The 22,742-nt window shown below is 64.7% G+C and carries 18 protein-coding genes and 1 pseudogene; 9 read left to right on the forward strand and 10 right to left on the reverse strand.

Features of this window, described 5'->3' with window-relative positions; all coding sequences use genetic code 11:
* Positions 1-235: 235 nt before the first annotated feature.
* From IFS44_RS14755 to IFS44_RS14765, 3 genes are all read left to right on the forward strand, one after another.
* Positions 236-802 (forward strand): hypothetical protein, encoded by a 567-nt coding sequence (locus IFS44_RS14755; protein ID WP_192098983.1) that lies wholly within the window; start codon positions 236-238, stop codon positions 800-802.
* Between the two features lie 162 nt (positions 803-964).
* Complete coding sequence (locus IFS44_RS14760; RefSeq protein ID WP_056678610.1) at positions 965-1,483, forward strand: general stress protein; 519 nt, start codon at positions 965-967, stop codon at positions 1,481-1,483.
* 186 nt (positions 1,484-1,669) lie between these two features.
* Complete coding sequence (locus IFS44_RS14765; RefSeq protein ID WP_192098984.1) at positions 1,670-2,032, forward strand: hypothetical protein; 363 nt, start codon at positions 1,670-1,672, stop codon at positions 2,030-2,032.
* 83 nt (positions 2,033-2,115) lie between these two features.
* Here the strand turns inward: IFS44_RS14765 and IFS44_RS14770 are convergent, their stop codons facing one another.
* Complete coding sequence (locus tag IFS44_RS14770; protein ID WP_192098985.1) at positions 2,116-2,925, reverse strand: SirB1 family protein; 810 nt, start codon at positions 2,923-2,925, stop codon at positions 2,116-2,118.
* Between the two features lie 224 nt (positions 2,926-3,149).
* On the opposite strand from IFS44_RS14770, the gene IFS44_RS14775 reads away from it, so the two are divergent.
* Positions 3,150-3,665 (forward strand): YciE/YciF ferroxidase family protein, encoded by a 516-nt coding sequence (locus IFS44_RS14775; RefSeq protein ID WP_192098986.1) that lies wholly within the window; start codon positions 3,150-3,152, stop codon positions 3,663-3,665.
* A gap of 62 nt (positions 3,666-3,727) precedes the next feature.
* Complete coding sequence (locus IFS44_RS14780) at positions 3,728-3,994, forward strand: hypothetical protein (RefSeq protein ID WP_192098987.1); 267 nt, start codon at positions 3,728-3,730, stop codon at positions 3,992-3,994.
* A 98-nt stretch (positions 3,995-4,092) separates the two neighbouring features.
* On the opposite strand, the gene IFS44_RS14785 is transcribed toward IFS44_RS14780, so the two are convergent.
* The 8 genes and pseudogenes from IFS44_RS14785 to IFS44_RS14820 all read right to left on the reverse strand — a co-directional run bounded on the left by IFS44_RS14785 (position 4,093) and on the right by IFS44_RS14820 (position 14,235).
* Positions 4,093-4,650, reverse strand: a complete 558-nt coding sequence (locus IFS44_RS14785; protein ID WP_192098988.1) for a hypothetical protein — start codon at positions 4,648-4,650, stop codon at positions 4,093-4,095.
* Between the two features lie 114 nt (positions 4,651-4,764).
* On the reverse strand, positions 4,765-6,690 hold the full coding sequence (locus IFS44_RS14790) for an alpha-L-fucosidase (protein ID WP_197977899.1): 1,926 nt from the start codon (positions 6,688-6,690) through the stop codon (positions 4,765-4,767).
* 23 nt (positions 6,691-6,713) lie between these two features.
* Positions 6,714-7,067 (reverse strand): glycoside hydrolase family 95-like protein, encoded by a 354-nt coding sequence (locus IFS44_RS22930; protein WP_446740864.1) that lies wholly within the window; start codon positions 7,065-7,067, stop codon positions 6,714-6,716.
* Between the two features lie 6 nt (positions 7,068-7,073).
* Positions 7,074-9,275: pseudogene (locus IFS44_RS22935) on the reverse strand (glycoside hydrolase family 95 protein); the annotation flags it as partial.
* A 57-nt stretch (positions 9,276-9,332) separates the two neighbouring features.
* A complete protein-coding gene (locus IFS44_RS14805; RefSeq protein WP_342366434.1) occupies positions 9,333-9,563 on the reverse strand; it encodes a hypothetical protein in 231 nt (76 codons plus the stop codon).
* 409 nt (positions 9,564-9,972) lie between these two features.
* Entirely contained in the window at positions 9,973-12,549 is a 2,577-nt protein-coding gene (locus tag IFS44_RS14810; RefSeq protein WP_192098992.1) for a TonB-dependent receptor domain-containing protein, read from the reverse strand.
* Positions 12,550-12,688: 139 nt separating this feature from the next.
* Entirely contained in the window at positions 12,689-13,711 is a 1,023-nt protein-coding gene (locus tag IFS44_RS14815) for a FecR family protein (RefSeq protein WP_192098993.1), read from the reverse strand.
* A complete protein-coding gene (locus tag IFS44_RS14820; protein WP_206757844.1) occupies positions 13,708-14,235 on the reverse strand; it encodes an RNA polymerase sigma factor in 528 nt (175 codons plus the stop codon). Before IFS44_RS14820 ends, IFS44_RS14815 begins: the two co-directional genes overlap by 4 nt.
* A gap of 232 nt (positions 14,236-14,467) precedes the next feature.
* On the opposite strand from IFS44_RS14820, the gene IFS44_RS14825 reads away from it, so the two are divergent.
* The 3 genes from IFS44_RS14825 (at position 14,468) to rsgA (ending at position 16,874) form a co-directional block, all read left to right on the forward strand.
* Positions 14,468-14,992 (forward strand): DUF3833 family protein, encoded by a 525-nt coding sequence (locus tag IFS44_RS14825; protein ID WP_206757845.1) that lies wholly within the window; start codon positions 14,468-14,470, stop codon positions 14,990-14,992.
* Positions 14,989-15,681, forward strand: a complete 693-nt coding sequence (locus tag IFS44_RS14830) for a VIT1/CCC1 transporter family protein (protein WP_192098996.1) — start codon at positions 14,989-14,991, stop codon at positions 15,679-15,681. Before IFS44_RS14825 ends, IFS44_RS14830 begins: the two co-directional genes overlap by 4 nt.
* Before the next feature lie 194 nt (positions 15,682-15,875).
* Positions 15,876-16,874 carry a ribosome small subunit-dependent GTPase A gene (gene rsgA, locus IFS44_RS14835; protein ID WP_192098997.1) on the forward strand — a complete coding sequence of 333 codons (999 nt, stop codon included), beginning with the start codon at positions 15,876-15,878 and terminating at the stop codon, positions 16,872-16,874.
* Here rsgA and IFS44_RS14840 read toward each other — a convergent pair.
* The gene (locus tag IFS44_RS14840) at positions 16,871-19,231 is read right to left on the reverse strand and encodes a GH92 family glycosyl hydrolase (protein WP_244650331.1); all 2,361 of its coding nucleotides are present in this window, start codon (positions 19,229-19,231) and stop codon (positions 16,871-16,873) included. The two genes, rsgA and IFS44_RS14840, sit on opposite strands and share 4 nt — an antisense overlap.
* 403 nt (positions 19,232-19,634) lie before the next feature.
* On the opposite strand from IFS44_RS14840, the gene IFS44_RS14845 reads away from it, so the two are divergent.
* Positions 19,635-22,718 (forward strand): TonB-dependent receptor, encoded by a 3,084-nt coding sequence (locus IFS44_RS14845; protein WP_192098998.1) that lies wholly within the window; start codon positions 19,635-19,637, stop codon positions 22,716-22,718.
* The last annotated feature ends 24 nt before the right edge of the window (positions 22,719-22,742 follow it).

Consider the following 22,742-nt stretch of genomic DNA (forward strand, 5'->3'; position numbering starts at 1 on the left):
AATGTGACCCAATGCAAGCTTTGACGGCAGAACCACGCTTAAGACGAGGCACATCGACGTGCCGCCTTCGCTTACCGCTTAGGAGTGTCTAGGCAGGTCGTGACCGGACCGACGATGGCGCGAACAGCCGAGCGCGATCCGTGTCCGGTAAGCCCGGAGGTGGGCATTGGCGTCGGTACCGGAAGCGCGACCGGCGCCAACTTCTATTTCAGCACATAGCGCGGTATCAGACCGTATGGCTCGTGCGCAAAAGCTGAAGGTTTACAGGACGGTCGCTGGCTTCAATGATGCCTATGTCGCTGCAACGACTCAGAAGGCTGCCCTCGAGGCCTGGGGCAGCGAGCGAGACCTGTTCGCGCGAGGGATAGCTGAGCTCGTCACAGACCCCGCGCTGACCGCAGAGCCTTTGGCGTCGCCAGGCGTGGTCGTGAAGCATTCTCGGGGCACGACCGCGGAGCAGATCAAGGCCATGCCGGCCCCCGAACTGCGGACAGCGCGGGGAGATGTTTCGGCGCGCCCCGAAACGTCCGAACAGCCGCAAAAACCGAAGTCTGCACCGAAACCGAAGCCCAGCAGCGCGAAGCTCGAGGCGGCGGAGGCTGCGCTGGAGACGGTGGCGGCCGATTACGGCGGCAGGATGAAGGGGTTGGCGGACCGGGAGGCCAAACTGGCCCGCGAGCGACGTGAGCTTGAAGAACAACACCGCGCAGACGTCGGCGCGGCAGAGGCTGCAGTCGAAGCCGAGCGTCAACGATATGACGCCGCGATGCGACAATGGCGAAAAGCAAAAAGCGACACTTGAGTCGCACCTGCCCAAGGGCATGGTCTATCCCGCGCACGGCGTCCTGTGTCGGGACGCTGCTATTCATGGTTACCGCTTCGCTAACCCTCAATATTCGGAACGATCATCCTTCGACACCGCTTCTAGATCCGTGAGCAAACCGAACTGTTGACAGGAATCATCATGAGCACGACCCTCGTATCAGCCGTTTTCGACAATCACGCCGATGCAGAGCGCGCCGTTTCAGAGCTGCGCGCTGCGGGCGTAAACGACAGCGCGATTTCGATCGTGGCGCAGCACGATGGCAAGAACACGACGACAGACGGCAACGGCGACACGCAGGAGTTTGTCGGCAAGGTCGCAGCCGGCGCTGGTATCGGGACCTTGCTCGGTATCGCGGCGCTCGCAATACCCGGCGTCGGCCCTCTCGTTGCAGCGGGCGCGATCGCGTCGGCAGCAATCCCCGGTGCAGCCGTCGTCGGTGCGGCGCTCGGTGGCGCCGTCGGGGGGCTGGAAAAAGTCATGACGGATCATGGCGTCAGCCGGGTCGATGCCAGCTATTATGAGGGTCGCATCAACGAAGGTGGCGTGTTCGTGTCGGTCGATACCGCCGGGGCAGGGGTCGCTCCCGAGGATGCAGCCGATTTGCTGTATCGCTCCGGCGGTCACACATCGACGCGTGCCAAGGTCGCGTCGGCGTAATCCGCTCTGCTTTGCTGGCTCTAAAAAGCGGGGCGTTCCGAAGGGGGCGCCCCGTCTCGGCATTGGACAGCATCGAAGGCGAGTATAGCGGCGCCTGAGCCGAAGCCGTGTGCGCATCGCGCCATTTGCCAATGTGACCAGGCCCGCTACAGGCCGCCCCGCAATGGCGCATGTCAGGACCTCATGATGATCAGTACACCCCGCTCGATCGACGACCGCATCGCAGAGGTGGCCACGCACGGGGACGCGGCCTGGTTCGACAATAATCCTGATCGACGTATCCGGATACGCCAAGCGGTTGCAGGGGAGTTCGCCGAGAATATCGGACAGCCGCCTGTCGGAATGCGGTGGTTCGTACTCGTCCTCGAGGCGCAGCCCGGTGCTCGTCTCCGTCAGCCCATTGCCTTGTCGATCGGGTTTGACATCAGCGGTTTGGACGATGGCGCGCTGTTCAGCCTGTTCAAACAGGCGGCCCCCGTGGAAGCACGCGATCTGCTGAGCAAGCTCCGCGCGGCGAAGCTACCAGGGATCGCAAAGCCGGCGAGCTAGAGGTATACTAGAGCTCGACGATCTTGTTGCGGGCAGAGGCCTTCCCAAAGGGCGCTTGGAGTGGAGCCAGTCTACCGCTACGTTCACGAAGGCGTTGGCTGGGGAAGGGCATCGAGCGCTGCCGATACCTGCAGGCGTAAGTCGTCGTCCCGGGAAATCTCGAGCATCGCGCTGAGGCTATTGCGGGCGCCGGCAACATCTCCTGCGACCAGCTGAAGTCTGGCTCGCTCCCACCAACCATGGGCGTGCGTGGGCGCCACGATCGTCATGCGATCGTACACGACTAGCGCGCGCGCGGGATTGCCGGCCTGCTCGGCACGCGTCGCCTGGTTGAGCAGCAGTCGAACAAGCGCCGATCGGTTCGACAGTGGCAGCATCCCGTCGGAAAACCGTGTCTGGCCCGTCATCTGCTCCAACAAGGCTTCCACCTGTTCGGGGGCGACGATGCGACCGTCATTGAAGGGATCGATGATCAGCGCATCCGGTGCGTCGCCAAGGCGGACCAGGACGTGACCGGGGGTGTTGAGCGGCATGGCCGACCATCCAAGGCGTCGGGCCATTGCCACATAGAGGATCGACAGACTGATCGGCAGACCGAGCCGTCGATCGACAACAGCGGTCAGGTCCGCGTTCTGGGGATCGTCGTAGTGCGTGCGGCCGCCGGAGAATCCGAAATCCTCAACCAGGACGCTGCGCAGGGCCTGGGCCTGAGCGACGCTTCCTGCTGCGTCGCCGTCCGCAGCGCGCAGGGCCAATTCTATGCCAGCCAGTTCGTCGATATATTCATCGAGATCGATACCGGGATGATCGAGCGCTGCGAGTTCCAGGGCGGCGAGATCGAGCTCGATCTCGCCGTCTTCCAAGAGCCCGAGATGAAGAATGCTATTGGTCATGCGACGCTAGATGGGGACTCTTCTAATCGTTCCTATGCCCGACTTGACAGCCGGCATGATCAGCCGAGCGACAACCGGACCGGCGTCGAGGATCAACACGCCGCCACCGATCGGACTGGCGTGAAGGCTGCGCCGACCCGAACGAAACTTACCCCCGAGCCGGCGCGTTGCGGCGGTGCCGGAGCAGTCTGCTTCGCAGCCATTTGCTTAGCGAGGATACTATCATGGGCCTGTTTTCCAAAGATATCGTGACGTTCGACGACTTGTTCCTGCACCAGTTGCAGGATGTGTATTACGCGGAAAACCAGATCACCAAGGCGCTGCCGAAGATGGTGGCCAAGGCAACGGCGCCAGCCCTGAAGCAGGGTTTCGAAACCCATCTGCGTGAGACGGAAGGGCAGATCACGCGCCTCGAGCGGATTTTCGACCTGCTGGGCGAAAAGGCGAAGGCCGTGACCTGCCCAGCGATCGACGGCATCATCAAGGAAGCCAACGAAGTCGCCGGCGAGATCGAGGACAAAGCCGTTCTGGATGCCGCGCTGATCGCGTCGGCACAGGCCGTCGAGCATTACGAGATCACGCGCTATGGCACGCTGATCGCTTGGGCGAACCAGCTCGGCCGCGCCGATATCGCTGCGATCCTGAAAGAAACGCTCGATGAGGAATATGCGACCGACGACAAGTTGACCGCGATGGCAACGTCGATCGTGAACGTCAAAGCGGAAGCGGTCACCGCATAAGCGTTTCGGTGTCGGGGGGCCAATGCCCCCCGACCATATATAGTCCATGAAAGGCACGTTCGATGGCTGATAATATCGCGTTCACGCTTCCTGAAGCCTTACGTGCGCAAAAACACATGCGTGATGCACTGGGCCTGGGTGAAGAACGGTTCCCGGTCCCCGCCTTCATCAACATGGTAAGCGACGAGATCGAGCAGCTGCGCAACGCCGGGAAGACCGATGGCGAAATCGCCGCGCTTGTTGAGGAGTCGAGCGGTCATGCCCTCACCGAAGCGGATATCGCGCGCTATTACACGCCGGCCGAAGACCGGCATTCCAACGAGCACTGAAACTGCCCCGACCAGCTACGGGATTATGCCTCTTGTTGAGGGCAGGGGACACAGATTTGCTGTCCTGAACAAGACCGCCACTTCCAGCGTCGAGCGTCCTACCCGTCTTGATACTGTGATAGACGCGTGGGTGGGTGATCATGAGCGCCGGCGATGCGACCCATCTCAGGGCGATACGCCATAGGCTGCGAACTCGTCGGCGGGTGCGCTTCGCGGTGAACATGCCGCCCTTTAACGTGACACGGCGGCGATATTCGATGCCCGCGACTGTTCTGGCGATATCGTTCTTGCGGCAACAGGACCGTGTCCATCGTGCGCGTATGCTGTGGATAGGGGACGGCGTACGGTGCGTCACCGTCGAGCCCGGCGTCGCGGGTGAAATGAGCACGATAGCCGATCGCCATCCCGTCGGTTGGATACCAGCCTGAGGTCCAATCCATGCGCGCGTTACCCGTCATCGAAAGGCGTCGCTCGCCCGTCCTCGGATCGAAGCTGCTGGCGGTCGAATCGACATCGACAAAGTCGGATTCGCTCTTCCAATAGTCTCGCAACGCCCGGTCGCGCGCATCGCCGACCAGCCAGTGCTGGTGATCATGGCGAAGATGATCAGGTCGCACCCCTTGCCGGAACTGGTACCCGATGGGCGGCAGGCTCAAGACCTATCCAGGCTATCCGCATGACACGCCGACGTCATCAACGCCGACATCCTCGCGTTCATCCACAGATAACCGTCGGCGGCAGGCGGGGTACGTATCGCGCCTGCCGGCCCTCTACCGAAACAGGTCGATGCCGGCGATGGCCATATGCGTTCTGGGGGATGCAAGACCGATGAAGGTCATGCGGACGTAGACGGCGTCGATTTTCGTGTCGAAGACGATGCGTTGCGGCGAGAGCGCGTTGGCGATGTTCGAGAACTCGTCGGCAGCCGCCTTGACCCATGTCCTCCCGTCGAGGCTTGTCTCGACAACGAATCGCTTCGGTGGCGCGGTATCCGTCATCACCGCGCGCGAGGGCGTCAGGATGAAGCCAGCCAAGTGCTGAAGCGTGGTCAATTTGAATGTGACGGTCGGCCGATCCGCAGTCGACACAACAGGAACCTGCCAGACTGTGTTCGAATCATTGTCCAGCACGGCGCCGGCAGTCTGTCCCGATGCCGAGACGATCGATATCTCGGATGCCTGCAGCACGTCGCGGCTACGCGCGGCGGGCAGAGCGACCGCGATCGGGGCGATCTGGCGGAACAGCGCGACTTCGCTGATCGCCGGGCACGCCTGTGCCGCGACGATCCGCAGGCGCAGCCGTCGTGCGACGACGGGCGCGGGCAGGCGGACGACACGCTGTGCAGCGATGCACGTGCCCGATGCGATCTCCGACCACCCCTTGCCGCGATCGACGTCGATCGCAAACCGGTCGACGCGGACACCCAGCGGCAGGAACTCCCGGATCCGGACGAGATCGAAGCTGCGGCCGGGCGGAAGGTCGAGGACAAGGCTCGGCGTATGCACGGCGTCGGGGGTCGACCAATAGCTTTCAGGATTCCGATCGAGCACATTGGCCGCCGCAAAGCCCGGCCCGCGAACGTGATCGGCCGACGCGAGCGCGCCGGTCGCACGATTGTCCGCGAACGTCGCACGCTGCGCGGTACCGAATGACTGCAGAATGGCGACGTCGGGATCGGCGAGACGGCCGCGCCGGTCGGGTGGCAGATTCAGGATCAGATTGGTGCCGCGCGCGATCGATTCGTCGAACAATTGCAGCATCCGCTTGGGATCCTTGACCTTAGCGTCCTCGTCGGCGTGGTAGAACCAGCCCGGGCGGATCGAGGTGTTGGTTTCGGCGGGCCACCATAAGGGGCCGTTGCGAAGACCGGCATTGCCGTCCGCCTGGCTCGGTTTGCGGTTGGCCATAGTCGGCCAGCACGGATCGCCGGCGACACCATCCTCGTTGCCGACCCACCGCACGTCGGACCCTAGCGGTTCGAAGGTGCAGGCCATGGGCTGATGCTGATGCACCAGGGCGAAGATCGACGGCCAGTTATAATAGGTCTCGGAGTCGATCTTCCGTGTCTCGCGGGCGCCGCCATAATAGCCGTCGCCGCCGTTGGCGCCGTCGAACCAGAACTCAAACAGCTGGCCGTAGCGCGTACAGAGTTCGACGATCTGTTTGCGGTAATAGTCGAGATAGCCGGGGCGGCCATATTCGGCGTGATTGCGGTCCCAGGGTGACAGATAAAGGCCGAAGTCTAGACCGGCGCGCCTAGCCGCTTGCTCGAATTCGCGGACCACATCGCCTTTACCATCACGAAACGGGCTGTTCCTGACGCAATGCTCGGTCAGCATCGTCGGCCAGAGACAGAATCCGTCATGATGCTTGGCGGTAAGCACGATCCCGCGCAGGCCTCCGGCCTTGGCCGCTCCGACGATCTGATCCGCCGAGAAGTCGGTTGGTGCGAACAATTTGGGGTCTTCGTCGCCATAGCCCCATTCGCGATCGGTGAAGGTGTTGATCGAAAAATGGACGAAGGCGTATTGCTCGCGTGCGTGCCAGGCCAGCTGGCGCGGGGAGGGGGTTGCTCCCCAGGGCGCGGGTGAAGTTCCGAGCGATGGCTTGCGCGCCCAGCCCCTAGACGACGCTGTCGATGCCAGGCCGGAGGCGAGCCCCGAGGCAAGCATAGCGCGGCGGGTGATGATCGACATGGGGACTCCTGGAACGTTTCGGGTCATGTGGCATCGCTCTCGCGTGGCGTGCTGCTGGCGGCGCCCGGAGCGGTTCTGCGTGACGCGACGTCGTAGCGTCGGCCCTTCACAGTCTCGAACGTGATAGACTGTGCATCCTGCTCGAACCGGACGATCGCCCCCCGCTGAACAACCTTGAGCGGTTCGAACCCTGACGGCAATCGGACCGAAAGGCGCGTGTCGCCGGCAATTACCGTCGCGTCGACATGGCCATCGCTCCACGCGATCGCAACCTCTTGACCGCCCCGCGCGCGGAGCCCGACGACGCGACCGCTGGTCCATTGCGGGGGGACCGCAGGCAGCAGCGCGATCTCGGTTTCGCGGCTCTGTAGCAGCATCTCCGCGATCGCCGCAGTGATGCCCAGATTGCCATCGATCTGGAATACGGGCCGTGGCTTTGCCGGATGCGTGTCGAGCAGGTTCGCTGCGACGCTGTTGGCGATGAACGCGGAAAGCGATCGCCCGGCCTGCGCGCCGTCACCCAGCCGGGCCCAGACCGCGGTCGCCCAGGCACGGCTCCAGCCCGTGCTGGCACCGCCATGCGCCTCGCGGCGCGCGATCGACGCGCGCGCAGCCCGGGCGAGCGCGGGCGTCCGGACGGGGTCGATCGCATCGCCGGGATAGAGCGGATAGAGATGCGAGATGTGTCGGTGACCCGGGTCCTGCTCTGCGAAGTCGGTCGCCCATTCCTGAAGCTGGCCATATCGGCCGGTGCGATAGGGCTCGAGTTGCTTCAGCAACCCGGCGAGGCGCACCGTGAGCCCGTGGACATCACCGATCACCGCCATGGCCGCGATGCAGTTCGTGAACAGTTCGCGGATCAGCACCAGGTCCATCGTGCAGCCTGCCGAGATCGCGGCGGACTTGCCGGTCGCGGTCAGAAACAGGTTCTCGGGCGAGATCGACGGGGCGGTCGTGAGATGGCCGCTTCGTGGATCGCGAACCAGCCAGGCTGCACAGAATTCGGCGCAGCCTCGCATCAATGCAAAGCCGCGCGTCTTGAGGAAGTCGCGATCGCCGCTGAAGCGGTAATGGTCCCAGACATGCTGCACCAGCCATGGGCCCGCCATCGGCCAGTTCGCCCAATTCGGATCGCCGACGCCCGCGCCGACGGGGTTGCTCATCGCCTACAAACCGCTGTTATGATGCACACACCAGCCCGGCATTCCGTAGAATTGCCGCGCGGTGCGCGCGCCGGTGACCGCGAGCCGTTCGATATGATCGATCAGCGGAAGATGGCAGTCTGCGAGATTGCAGGTCTCGGCGGCCCAATAATTCATCTGGAGATTGATGTTGGTGGTGTAGTTCGAGCTCCAGGGCGGGCGCACCGCGGCATTCCATACACCCTGGAGATTGGCGGGCATGGTATCGGCACGGGAACTGGCGATGAGGAGATAGCGGCCGAGCTGGAACAGGCGTTCGGCACGCGGTGTATCCCCGTCCCCGATCGTGCCGTTGAGTTCGAGCGAGGCGCGGCGGTAGAGCGCCTGATGATCGCTGACGTGACGCTTTACTAGTGTCGTATAGTCATGACGTCTGGCAGCCGCGAGGTCGCGTTCGGCCGAAGCGCGGACCGCGGCGACGGGGGTGTCGGGCGCGAGGTCGAAGCGGCGAAACCCTGTGGCGGCGGCGATGCGGACGATCGCGGTTGTGGCGCCGCGGATGTGCAGCGCGCCCTCCGACGCGGTGATTGCGCCGCCATCGGTTTCGACCGACAGGATCGTCGCGAATGCCATGCCCCGACCGGGGCTATCCGAATATCGAATGGGATCGGGGACATCGCGGTAATCGGGCTCGCTCTGCGTCGGCGCCTTGCCGAGCAGGGTGAGCTGGTTGCTGCCTGATTGTGCGGTGGACGTCGCCGTCGCGCGCAGCTTGCTCGTCAGCATCAGGCGGCAATCGATCATGCCGCGTCGATCCGCGGTGAGGCGCAGCAGGATCACGCCATCGGGGTGCGAGGCGAACAGGTCGCGGCCGAAGCCTGTCCCGCCAGAGCGATACGTGACGGATGCAACCGCGCGATCGAGGTCGAGCGTCCGGCGATAGTCCTGCGGGGCTTCGCGATGATCCATCTCGAGGTGGAGATCCGCCATCGGTGCATAGCTCGCGCTGAATGGCCCCTGGAGCGCATGGCTCAGTTGATCGGCACTGACCGGATCATTGGCGAACACGGCGCGGCGCACCGCAGCGAGCGCATCCCGATTCCGAGGATCGGCATTGTCTCGATCGCCGACCGCATGCCCGGGGCTGACGTCGGGCTGGCCGCTCCACAGTGTATCGTGATTGAGCGATAGCATGTCGCGTACGACCCCGCCGCCCATCATCGCGGCGAGCCGGCCGTTACCGACGGGATGCCCGAGCAGCCACTCGCTCGCGGGCTCGGTCGCCGTGATCCGGTGGCGCTCGTTCACAACGGGGACGCTGGCTTCGGCGGCGCCCAGCCCCGTGAAGAGACCGGCGAACATGGAACCGGTCCCTGCTGCCATCACGCGGCGACGTGATACGCTGGCGAATGCGTCGGCGACGCCCGGTGGTTGACCCGTCATGCTTTCCCTTCCCGCATGGCGGCGCGTCCGGTGGCGCCGCCATGCCCGGCTACGGCCCTAGAAATCCAGGGTCGCCCCGATGTTGATAGACCGGCCGAGCGCATCATAGACCGAAGGCGAGGTGTTGACGCGCTCCGCCGCCTCGAGCGGGGGGCTGGGACGAACCGGCGCCGCCCTGTTGAGCACGTTGTTGACGACCAGTCGCAGCGTCAACGCCCGCGATACGGTGACGCTCCCGCTCAGGTCGAACACGTCATAGGCGGGCAGATACTTATATGCGTCCGGCACGCTCGGATCGTCCTCGCCGAAGATCGGATTTCCATCAAGGCGCGAGTTCTTCAGCCCCGAATTATGCCTCCAGTTAACCGACACCAGCGCCTGGGTCTGCGCAGCTTCGGGCGAGCTGAGCGTAAACCGGAAATTGTGTGATACCGGCGATAGCCCTGCCCGGCATAGGGCCCGAACAGGCCGACCACGTTGAAGTCGGTGTCGGGGAGGCCGAGATCACCTCCCTTGGCGGTCTGCAGCGTCGCGACATAGCTGGTGGAGAATCGCGCCCAGTTGCCCATCCGCGTGTCGTAATTGGCAGAGAAGTTGAACCCGCGGGCATTCGTCCGGCCAAGGTTGCTGTATCCCTGGTTGATATAACCCGTTGCTGCTCCGGCGTTGCTGAACAGCGTCCCGTCGGCGTTGCGCTTCAGCTGTCCGCAGAAGAAATCATAGCCGGTGTTCGCGCAGGTCTGCAGGAAGTCGATCGCGCGGTAATAGCCGATGCCGTTCTGGATCTCGATGCTGTAATAATCGGCGGTCGCGGAAAGCCGCGCAACATGCGGGGCGTCAGGACGAGGCCGTAGGTGTAGGTGTGGGCGACTTCGGGCGTCACCAGACCTTCGGAACCGTTGCGGACAGTGCACAGGAAATCCGGACATTGCTGGATCGCGCCATATTGTGCGGCGGTCACGCCGGTGCTCGCGCAGACTTCGCGGCTGGCAACGGGGCTCGTCCCTGCGCATGGATCGCCCAGCGTGTTCGTGTCGAGCACACCGTAACTGGCGTTGGCGTTCGATGAGAGTTCGTAGATGCTCGGTGCGCGGGTCGCCTTGTTGTAGCTCGCCCGGAACAACAGATCCTCGATCGGCCGCCAGCTGCCGTCGATCTTGTATGTCGACCGCACCCGCTCGACCCCGGAATATTTCGATCCACGGATCGCGGCGCCGATGCTAAGGTCGCGGATCAGGGGGCGGTCGCTGACCAGCGGCACGTTGACCTCACCGTAGAGGTCGACCGCGTTGTTGGACAATGTCGAGGGCGTCGACCCGAACGCGGCCTGATAGGCGGCGTCGGGGCGCGAACGATAGCCGCTCGACCGATATTCCCCGCCGACCGCGATGTTGATCCCCTTGGTCGAAAACGGGCTTCTGATGCCATATTCGCCGAGGTCGCCGGTGACGTTGGCATTACCCACCCATTGTTCATACCGCTCGCGGAACACGCCGCCGCCTTGCGCGAACGACAGATAGTCGACGGCCGCGGCGCTGGGCCCGTTGGTCGAGAAAATGTCGAGCGGGACGCAGCTCGGGTCGGATCCGCTGACCACCGCGGCGCAGGTCGGCGTGCCGTTGACGTCGACCACTTGCAGTGCGGTGGCGACCTTGGCGGGGTCGATGCGGCCGAGCTGTTGCTGGCGGTAGAGCGTGGTCGAATAAACGCCGCCTACGTCATAATGCCATGCGCTGCCCAGATCGCCGCGAAAGCCCGCCACCGCGCGATAGATCTCGTTCGACGACAGCGTCGATTGGGCGTCGGTAAAGCGGTAACGGACATCGGTGCGGACGTTCGTTGCCGTCCCCGCGGCAGTACCGCACAACGCGCCTGCCTGCTGCTGCGATAGAAGCGGGTTGTCGCAATTGATGTCATAGGGGATCGAGCCGGGCTGGATGGTAGCGGGATCCGACTGGCTCCGCGACTCGGACCTCAGATAGAGCCCGTTTGCGTAGAGCTGCAGCGCGGGGGAAACCTCGTAGTTGAGGAAGACGGCGCCGTTGTATCGCTTGTTCTCGCGCTGGAAATAGAAGCTGTCGTTGTAGTTGTAGCCGTTGGCCCCCGTGAACGGGACGAATTCGCGACCCCCACCCGCCGCGTTCGTGAGGACGGAGCCATTCTGCGCCGGCCCGGACAGCGCCTGGAAATAGCCAGCCGGCGTTGCCGAGGACGGTGAGGCGCAGACGACCGACTGCCCCGACAAGGTGATCGGGCAGACGGAAAACGACCGCGACGACGCAAGGACAGGCTCGACCTGGCTATAGGCCCCGAACAGCGAGATGTTGCCGCGACCGCCGGCGAAATTTTTGCCCATGCTGATATTGGCGTCGAACCGGCCGCCATCATTGGCCGTGCCGCTGGGCACGGCGAAGCCTGCGGCACGCGCGGCCTGCGCGGCGATGTTGTCGCGATTGTCGGCGTTGTAGAAGCCGTAATTGACGTTCGCGTTGACGCCCTCGAAATCCTTGCGGAGGATGAAGTTCACCACGCCGCCGATCGCGTCCGAGCCATAGACGGCAGATGCGCCGCCGGTCAGCAGATCGACGCGCTCGATCAGTCCGACCGGTACGACGGATGCATCGATGCCCTCGGTGACACCGATCCGCTGACCATCGATCAGCGTGAGCGTCCGGTTCGTCCCGAGGCCATGGAAATCGAACTGCTGGCGCCCGTTGCCGTTCGATAAATTGGTGTCATTGTTCTTGATCGCCGGAACGCGGTTCAGCACCTCCTGGACGCTGAAAGCTGCCTGCAACTTGATGTCCGCCTGGCTGACGCTGGTCACCGGCGCGGTTTCGACGAGATTTTTCGACCGGATGCGCGATCCCGTCACGACGATGTCGCCACCAGGCGGCGTCGGACCCGTCGTGTCGTCCTGTTCCGTGTCGGGCTGGTTCGCCGGGCGTTGCGGCAAAACCTGTGATTGAGACCCCGTCATCGCCACGCGCGTCAGCGCGGCGGGGCGTGCGATCACATAGACGCCCTGTCCCGTTCGCGACGTGACGAGACCACTGCCCTGCAGGAGCCGGTCGATCGCCACGTCCGGCGTCATCGATCCGGTGATCGACGGGGATACGCGGTCGGCGAGGAGGGTTTCGTCGAACACCATCTGCACGTGCATCTGGCGGCCGAGCGACCGCAGCGCCGGGCCGAGTGGCTGTGCCTTGATGTCGACCCGAACCACCCGCTGCGCCTGTGCCGGAGAGACCGCCATCACCGTCGCGATTGCCACGCAGCTTACGCCGAGAATTCGTCGGTCCCTTAACATCATCGATCGCCCCTCTTCCTCTGTTATATTTTTGTGACGTGCGAGGGTGTCGAACACTCACTCCATTACGGAAATTATCTTATAATTTCGCTTTATCTCGGTTTTAGCGACGGCGGCTCAAGCGGATCGCCTCGCCGTTAACAGCGGCATCGACCGGGAAGGTTATGGCGATTGCGTCGGCAAAGGCATCGACATCGCCATTGTTGAAGACCCCGCTGACGCGAATGTCCGCGGCACCCGGATCGACGATGATCCGGCGGCGCTGGGCATAGCGGTTCATGCGTTCGGCGGCGGCGACGAGCGTCTCCGACGTGAAACTCACCTGCTCCGCGCCCCAGCCGTCGTTTCCGATCGATGAGCTCACGGATCCGACGAACCCCGATACTGGCAGGCCGATCTCATGCCCCGGGGTCAGCGCGCGCTCTGCGGTCAGCTGGTGCCCACCCAGCCGGACGACCTCGTTCATCTGCCCCTGGGGGGTATCACGCAACACCGCGACCCGACCCTCGAACAGCGCGACCCGCACTTCGCGGCTGAGCCTTTCAACCGAAAACTCGGTCCCGGTTGCGATCACCACGTTGCGCCCGCTGCGTACGGCGAACGGGCGCAGCGGATCCTTTGCGACCTTGAAGCGCGCGCGGCCCTTCGCAAGGACGATGTCGCGGCGTTGCGGGCTGAAGGCGACCGTGACCATGCTGTCGGCGTCGAGCGACAGACGCGAGCCATCTGCCAGCGCGATGACACGTCGCTCACCGATCGCGGTGCGATATTCGTCGCGGCCGCTATGGCGCCACGCCAGCGAGCCCAGCGACAGCGCAAGCAGGAGCACAGCCGCGATCGCCCAGACCACAGGTCGGGACACCATCGGCGTCCGGAGCCAGCGACGCTGCCCCGCGCGATGTACGGCACCGAGCGCCTCGCGGCGTAGCGCGAGCATCTCGGGAGCGTCGGCATTTTCCTCAACCGCGTCCCAGGCGGCAAGCGCTGCGCCCAGGCGCTCGCCTCGGCGGGGGTCATCGGCCAACCACGCGTGCAGGTCGGTGCGCTCCTTCGGCGACAAGGGCCCGTCGGACAGCCGCAGGCACCAGTCGATGACGATGTCCGCATCGGATTGCGGCGCGGTCATTGCGAGTCTCCCATGGCGGCAAGCAGTGCACGCATTGCGTTCGCGATATGTTTCTCGACCGCGCTCACGGAAATGCCGAACGCATCGGCGATCGCCTTGCGCTGCATGCCCTCCAACCGGTAGAGAATGAAAATCTGGCGAGTCCGGTCAGGCAGTCCGCCCAGCGTACGCGCCACGCACCCGACGCTCTGCCGCGCAGACAGCAACCGCTCGGCGTCGATCGGATCGACGCCGAGGTCAGCATCGGTCGCTCGTGATTGCTGATATCGGTACCTGGTCGCATCACGTCGATATTGATCGCGCAACAGGTTGGCGGCTGCCTGGAAGATATAGCCTTCGGGATTGTCGGTGGCCGGCCCCCTCATCGTCGCCATGCGGATGAAGAGATCCTGGATCAGATCTTCCGCCTGCACGGGATCGCTGAGACGACGGACGAAGAACGCCATGAGCGCCGGTCGCATGCGTTCCATGACCGCCGACAGATCGCGTGCCGGCATCGCGCCGGCCGGAGGCCTATGCTTCATCATGCTAGATAGACGGGCAGGCGCGCGATGTGCACAGTTTAAACGAGCGCTTTGGTCGGTGGGGTTCGTCAGGCAACTCCACGATCAGCAGCGCGTACCGCGGGCGGGGTGGGTAGATACATATTGCCAGCTCGGCGAGAACGGCCGAACGCAACGTCTTGGCGCGAGAGCGTGACCGCGGACTGAGAGCCCTGCGGCGCATGCGACGACGAGGATGGCGATGAAGCAGAGGATGATCCCGGTTCCCCGTCTGACGACTTTCGTCGCAGTGCCGCTTGCGCTGCTGCCGTGCGCCTGCGCGGGTGGGCCGAGCACCGCGTTGATCGCCGCGCAACCGGCCTTTGTCGCCGAACGGTTCTTCGCCGGGCGGCTGGACGGGACGGGCGTGCTCAAGATCGCATTTCGGGCGCCGGTCCGGACGCATGTCGCGAGCGTCGGTCGCGTCGCTCCCGACGGCACCTTGATCCTGGACCAGCATATCGAGCAGCAGGGCAAGCCGCCGCGCGATCGGCAATGGCGGATCGTTCCGCTCGGGCATGGGCGCTACACGGGCACGCTGACTGACGCGTCCGGACCGGTGACGGGCGAGGCGGTCGGCAATCGCCTGCATCTGGCCTTTCGTGTGCGCGGCGGCATGATGGTCGATCAGTGGCTGACACTGTCACCCGATGCCCGGGTCGCGCAGAACCGGCTGATCGTCCGCAAGCTCGGCATGACGGTGGCGACGCTCGGCGAAACCATCAGGATACTGCCATGAGCGCGCATCGCGAACGTCATCTTGTATCGCGGAGCGGCTGGCTTCGTGCCGCGGTGCTCGGCGCAAATGACGGGATGGTGTCGACCGCGAGCCTGATCGCGGGCGTCGCCGCATCGGGCGCGACGACCGGCGCCGTGTTCGTGGCCGGCGCGGCGGCGATGGTCGCGGGGGCGATGTCGATGGCCGCGGGTGAATATGTGTCGGTCAGTTCGCAGGCCGACAGCGAGGCTGCCGATCTGGCGCGCGAGCATGGCGAACTCGCCACCGACTGGGCGCATGAGCATGACGAACTCGCGCAGATCTACGTGGCGCGCGGTCTCGATGCGACGATCGCGAGCGAGGTCGCGCGGCAATTGATGGCGCATGATGCGCTCGGCGCGCATGCCCGTGACGAACTCGGCATCTCCGAAATCGTCATGGCCCGCCCGCTCCAGGCGGCATTCGCGTCCGCTGTCAGCTTCGTCGTCGGCGCGATACCGCCGCTGCTGGTGGCCATCCTGACGCCTGCGCCACACCGGCTGGTAGCGGTGACTGCGGCGACTCTGTTCTTCCTCGCGCTGCTGGGCATTGTCGGGGCGCGAACGGGTGGCGCAAGCCCGTGGCGGCCGGCGCTTCGCGTCCTGTTCTGGGGTGCGGCGGCGATGGCCGCGACGGCCGCGATCGGGCATCTCGTGGGTCGCGCGGTCTGATACCTGGCCCCAATCCGGGTACGGATTTCCGCGGCTCGCCTGAATGTGAGCGCGGCGGCTTCGACATACGAGGCCGAATAGCAGCGTTTTTGATCGTGGGTGCGACTGGTAACCGCCTCCTATCGGCGTATACGAGCGGATCGTAGACGGAAGGGCCGGCGATCGGCCGCAAGGAAAGATGCTGCTGCACCCTTATGGATTCTGCTGATCAGACCCTGGAACAGCTTGGCTGGGACGCACATTTCGAGAGCCAGGTCTCGGCCGCCGAAGCCGCCTATTGTCACCCCGCCAGGGTCATGGCCGTCCACCGCGGCCAGATCGCCGTGACAGGGGCGGGCTGGGCCGGCGATCTGTCGCCCTATATTGCCGGTGCCAAGCCGTCGGACGATCACCCGACCGTGGGCGACTGGCTGCTGACCAGCGCGGACAGAGCGCAGGCGCTGCGTGTGCTCGGCCGCAAGAACCTGTTCAAGCGCCGTGCGCCGGGTGATCCGCGCGGTGAGCAGATGATCGCCGCGAATGTCGACACGGTCTTCCTCGTCGCGTCGTGCAACCAGGATTTCAGCGTCGCGCGGCTGGAGCGCTATCTTGTGCTGGCACGTGAGGTCGGGGTCGATGCGGTCGTGATCCTCACCAAGATCGACCTGACGGACGCGCCCGAGACCTATGTGGACGCGGTTGGCGCGATCGAGCCCGGGCTGATCGTCGAGACCGTCGACGGCCGAGATCCGGCCGACGTGGCGCGGCTCGCCGCCTGGTGCGGTATCGGCAAGACCGTCGCCTTTCTCGGGTCGTCGGGCGTCGGCAAGTCGACGCTCGTCAACACGTTGCGCGGGTCCGCAAGCATCGCGACCCAGGCGATCCGTGAGCATGACGGGACAGGGCGGCATACGACCACGGTGCGCCAGATGCATCGCCTCGACCAGGGCGGCTGGCTGCTCGACCTGCCGGGCATGCGCGAACTGCAATTGTCCGACGCGGCCGCGGGCATCGCGGAAGTGTTCGACGACTTTACCCTTGCCGCGCAGGACTGCCGGTTCTCGAACTGCGCGCACGGCGGAGAGCCGGGCTGTGCGGTGCGCGCGGGGATCGACGCCGGCATTTTGACGCCCGAACGCTTTGCGCGCTGGCGAGCGCTGGAAGCGGGCGAGGCCGCCGCCACCGCACGCACCTCCCGACGGCGCCCCCGCTAGCGCCGCGTCGGGGGGCTTGAAACCGCGGTAGAGGTCGAGAACGGGCGCGACGATGCGCTCTTCCCCCATTGCCGGTTCGGCCGAGCGCTCATCACGAACCGCAATTCGCCGCCCTGCCGGATCTCGTCATCGCGAAGATAGATGCGGGTGAGGGGCCGGCCGTTCAGGGTGACGGACTGGACGTAGCGATTGGCGGTCGAGAGGTTGTCCGTGCTGATCACGAACCGCTTGCCGCCGGGCAACATCAGTGTCGCCTTGGGCATGAAGGGGCGGCCGATGACATACTCGTTCGCGCCCGGTGCGACCGGGTAGAAGCCTAGCGCGGTGAACACGAGCCAGGCGGACATCTGTCCGAGATCGTCGTTGCCGCTCAATCCCGCCGGCGTGTCGGCATATTGGCTGGCGACGATCTGCCCCAGCCGCTCCTGCGTCCGCCAGGGCGCCCCGGCATAGCTGTAGAGATAGGCGACATGATGGCTCGGCTCGTTGCCGTGGATATACTGGCCGATCAGCCCGGCAATATCCTCGGCGTGGCTGTAGTCGATCTTCGACAGGTCGAAATCGAACATCGCATCGAGCTTCCGGATCGTCCTGGCGTCGCCGCCCAGCAGGCGGAACAGCCCCGCCTGATCCTGCGGCACGAACCAGCTATATTGCCACGCATTGCCCTCCGTATAGTCGGAGCCGTAGTTGATCGCGGTCGGGTCGAAGGGGGTGCGGAACTGGCCGTCGGTCTTGCGCGCGCGGAGCCAGCCCGATGACGCGTCGAAGCTGTTGCGCCAGTTGCCCGCCCGCTTTTCGAAGCGCGCGGCGATCTCCGGCCGGCCAAGTTTCCGCGCCATCCGCGCGATCGTCCAGTCGTCATAGGCATATTCGACAGTCTTGGAGGCGGCTTCCGGTTCCTTGTCGATCGGGACATAGCCCCGCGCGATATACTCGCCGAGCCCACCATAGGCGGCGTGATCGGCGCTCGCGACCATCGCGTCGAGCGCCGCATTGGCATCGAAGCCGCCAATGCCCTTCATATAGGCATCGGCTATGACGGGGACGGCGTGATAGCCGATCATCGTCCACGTCTCGCGCCCGGCGAACTGCCAGACCGGGAGGATGCCGTCGGGGCTGTGCGTCTGGCTGGCGAGCAGCGAGCGGACGATGTCGGTGTTGGTCTTTTCGGGCTGGATCAGGGTCAGCAGCGGGTGTTCCGCGCGGAACGTGTCCCAGAGCGAGAAGGTCGATCGGACCGTGAAATCGGTCGCCTGGTGGATCTGGTCGTCGGGCCCGCGATAGCGGCCGTCGCGGTCGCTCCAGATGCTCGGCGCGAGCAGGCTGTGGTAGAGGGCGGTGGCGAAGATGCGGCGCATCGGCGCCTCGGCCTCGAACGTGACGGCGCCGAGCGCGGTGTCCCAGGCGGCCTGTGTCTGCGCATGGATATCGTCGAAGCCGCCCGCTTCACCGTCGAGATTGGCGAGCGCGCCGGCTTCGTCGACGCCTGAGATCCCGACCTTCACCTCGAGCGGTTTCGTCAGGACGCCGAAATCGAGACGCGCCTCGAGCGCCTGGCCGAGCTTTTCGGCGAGCGCATCGCTGTCGCGGCCCGGCCCCTGGAACCCCTTATAGGGAATGGCGGTCTCTCGGTTGACGAGGGCGTGGCCCGTCAGGGGGGCGGAGAAGCGCATCGCGAAAAAGAGCTTGCGTCCGGGTGCCCATCCGCGGGTTTCGCGAAAGCCGGTCAGGACACCGTCGTCGCGCAGGTGCAGCCCCGACCACAGGATCTTGCCGGGATAATTGTAGAGTGACGAGCGGAGGTCGAGGACGAGATGCGCCGCCTTACCTGCGGGAAAGCTGTAGCGGTGCACGCCGACCCTGGTGCCGGCCGTCATCTCGGCGCGGATGGCGCGATCGGCGAGCGTGACGGCGTAATAGCCGGGCTTCGCGGTTTCGGTGGCGTGCGAGAAGCGCGATCGATAGCCGGGTTCGGCTGGCGTGCCCGGGTCCATCGGCACGTCGTCGCCGGCGACCGGCATCACCAGCACGTCGCCGAGATCCGAATGGCCGGCGCCGGAGAAATGGGTGTGGCTGAAGCCGACGATCGTCGGGTCGTCGTAGCGATAGCCCGCGGCGTGCGGATAGCAGTCGCGGAGGACGCAGGAGGTGTCGGTGTCGGGCGAGAGCTGGACCATGCCGAACGGGGCGACGGCGCCGGGGAACGTGTGCCCCTCACCACCGGTGCCGATCAGCGGATCGACCGAGTCGCTCGGTCGCGGCGCGGTCTGGGCGGGGGCGGGGGCGGGGGCGGGGCACACGGCGAGCAGGGCGAGCGCCGATCCGGCGAGGCAGAGACGCTTGAGCATTGGCATGGCGGTCACCCGGTCTGGGAGGGGAAGGGGCTCCGGAGTCTGGGGCCGGAGCGGCAAGGCCGGGTGGTGATACCGGCCGAGTTGAAGACGACAGCATTCAGTTTGCGGGGCCATTTGGCAAGACGGCGCACCGCCGGTCGAGCGGTCAGCAGATTTGGTGCCGGTTCGGCCAAGTTCCGAGCTGCGGCGAATGTTGCGAATGTTGAGACCGAAACGGCATAAATCTGCTCCGCATAATCCATTTGACAATTTACTTTTATAATTGGCAAATAGGCAAGCAAAGACGACGTACCGTGATGATCCGATGAACCGGACGTCCTACCCGAATACGGGGGCAGGCACGCGATCGGCAGGGAGACGTGAGGGGGCAAGGACGTCCCGCACGCCGAAAAGGGGAAGTCTGATGAGCGCAACCAAGACAATATATGCCGTTCCGTCGCATCGCCGCCGCGCGCTGCGGTTTCTGCTCGCAGGCGCAAGCCTGAGCGCGGCGCTGGCCGGGACGGCGGGCGCGCAGGAGGTCGCGCCGCCATTGCCCGCAGCCGCCACGACACCGCAGACCGGCGACACGACCGGAGCGCCCGACGCGGTAACGCCCGCATCGACGGCGACCGCGCCCTCGGGCCAGACGGCGGACACCGCGTCGGCCGTTGCGGGTGAGCAGGATATCGTCGTTACCGGCTATCGCCGCTCGATCGAGAAGAGCCTGAACCAGAAGCGCGAAGCCAATGCGTTCGTCGACGTCATCACCGCCGAGGATATCGGCAAGTTCCCCGACAAGAACGTCGCCGACGCGCTGCAGCGCGTGCCGGGCGTGGTCATCACCCGCGACGGCGGCGAAGGCGCGCGCGTCAGCATCCGCGGGCTCCAGTCCGACCTGACGCTGACGCTGCTCAACGGCAACTTCCTGGCCGGCGCGGACAGCGGCGATCCGCAGCGGTCGTTCAACTATGTCCTGCTGCCGTCCAGTTTCATCGCCAGCACGGAGGTCTACAAGTCGCCCGAGGCACGGCTGGAAGAAGGCGGTGTCGGCGGCACGATCATCCTCAACACGCGCAAGCCGTTCGACGTCCCCGCCTGGTCAGGCTTCGTGTCGACCGAGGGCACCTATTCGGACACCACCGAGAAGTTCGAGCCGCAGCTCGGCGGACAGCTGTCGTGGAAGAACGAGGACGAGACGTTCGGCCTGCTGGTCGGCGGCGTGTGGCAGAAGCGGACCAACCGCGAACTGCGCAGCAGCTCGGAAAGCTGGCTGTGGTGGAGCGACCGCGATGCGCAGGGCAATGTCCTGACGCCCGCGACCGACGTCAACGGCAAGCCCTTCGCCAATGACGACGCGATCTCCTATTGGCCGGGGCAGGGCACGACCGCGCGCGACGGTACGCATTATTCGGGCTATTGGGCGCCGCAGTCGGTCAATGCGCAGGTGTTCGACCAGGAACGCGAACGCTATGGCATCCAGGCGACCGCGCAGTTCCGTCCGTTCGAGAATGTCACGGTCACCTCGAACTATTTCCGCTTCGGTTATAGCAGCGATTATACCGCCAATAATCTGAAGATCCCCGAATGGGGCTATAACGACTTCTTCACCGGCGCGACGCTCGACAAGAGCGGGACGATCTTCCAGTCGGCCAATTTCGCGGTCCCGGCGGCGGGGACGGGCTGTCTCGCGCGTGCGACCCCGTGCACGATGGAGACGCCGCAGATCGGCGGCACGTACAGCCGCGAAAAGCAGGTCTCGAACACGTTCGAAACCGAAGTGAAGTACAGCCAGGACCGGTTCGACGCGGTGCTGAAACTCGGCAAGACCAAGTCGAGTGGCGGCCCGTCGACGCGGTTCAGCGTCGCCTCCAAGCCGCGGCTGACGATCCCCGGCCAGGAGCAGAACGGCAATCTGGTCAGCAACTGGGACATTTCGAACGGCATCGCCGATTTCACCTTCTCGCCCGACTTGCAGCAGAACATCCGCAACGGCATCGCGCAGATCGACGTCGGATCGACCAATTCGAGCTTCACGAACAGCGACCTGGCGCAGCGGTATCTCCAGCTCGACCTGACGCGCCGGTTCGACGGGTTCCTGAAGTCGGTGCAGATCGGCGGCAAATGGCGTGACCTGAGCATCCACCGCGAGACCGGGCGCAATGAATGGTATGCGGATGCGGCCAACGAGATCCGCTATCAGGATACCGCGGCCGGCGCGGTCGCGCGGCCGGAATTCTTCTATGAAAATCCGATCGGCAACATCAAGGGCGGGTTCAACGCCAACGTCGTGCCGGGGATCAATTTCGACAAATATCTGAGCTATCTGAACGCGACCTATGGCGACGCGGTCCGAGTCAACGAGCGCGACTTTGTCTATGATCTGGGCGAGCGCGTGTTCGCCGGTTACGCACAGGCGAACTTCGGCACCGGCGGCCTGCGCGGCAATATTGGCGTTCGCATGGCCAATACGCGTCAGTCGGGCAACACGTCCGACCGGCTCCAGTATCTGAACGACTATTGCGTCAACGGGCCGAACGGGTCGTTCGATCCGAACCGCCCGCTGGGCGCGGACGGCAATTGCCAGGTCCTGCCGCTGAGCGTCCGCGAGACGATCGTCAACACGCGGGCCGACCAGACCAAGACCTACACGGACTGGCTGCCGAGCTTCAACATCTCGTACGAGATCACCCCGGACCTGCTCGTCCGCGGTGCGGTCGCCAAGGTGATTTCACGGCCGTCCTTCGCCAATCTCGGCTCCGAACGGTCGCTGACCTATCGCTCGCCCGAATATGCGTTCGATCGCGGCCAGTTCGGCGAATTCGAGGGCTGGTCGGGCAGCGGCGGCAATTCGGAACTCAACCCGTTCTCGGCATGGCAGTATGACGCCGGCATCGAATGGTATTTCCATCGCGGCTCGGTGCTGGGCGCGACGCTGTTCCGCAAGGACGTGTCCGATTTCGTCGTGCCGCTGGTGCTGAACGTGACGCGCGAAGTGGCGGGCGAACAGGTGCTGATCCAGCCCTATTCGACGGTCGCGAACGGATCCAACGCGCGGTCGCAGGGTGTCGAACTCTATGCGCAGCACACGCTGTCCTTCGGGCTGGGTGCGCAGGTCAACTTCACCTATAACGACACGTCGGTCGCCGACGTGACGCTCGACGGCCAGTCGGTCGGCTCGTCCGCGCTGGTCGGGAGCGCGAAGACGCAGATGAACGCCTCGGTCTTCTACGAGCATGGCAAGGTGCTGGTCCGCGCGTCGTACAACCGCCGCGGCGAGGTCGTCGGCGGGCTCCAGTCGGGGCTGAACGTCTATACCAGCCCGTATGAACAGGTCGATCTCAACGCTGCCTATGCGCTGACCGACCGGCTCAACATCACCGCCTCGATCATCAACCTGACCAAGTCGGAAGAGAGCCAGCATCTCGGCAACGATACCAAGGATCGCTTCGTCTATCGGAATTACTTCGGGCGCCGTGCCTATGTCGGCGTGTCGTTCAACTTCTGATGGCGGGTCCAAAACCTTCCTCTC

It is taken from the genome of Sphingomonas sp. CFBP 13706, from assembly GCF_014842355.1.
GTDB lineage: Bacteria > Pseudomonadota > Alphaproteobacteria > Sphingomonadales > Sphingomonadaceae > Sphingomonas > Sphingomonas aerolata.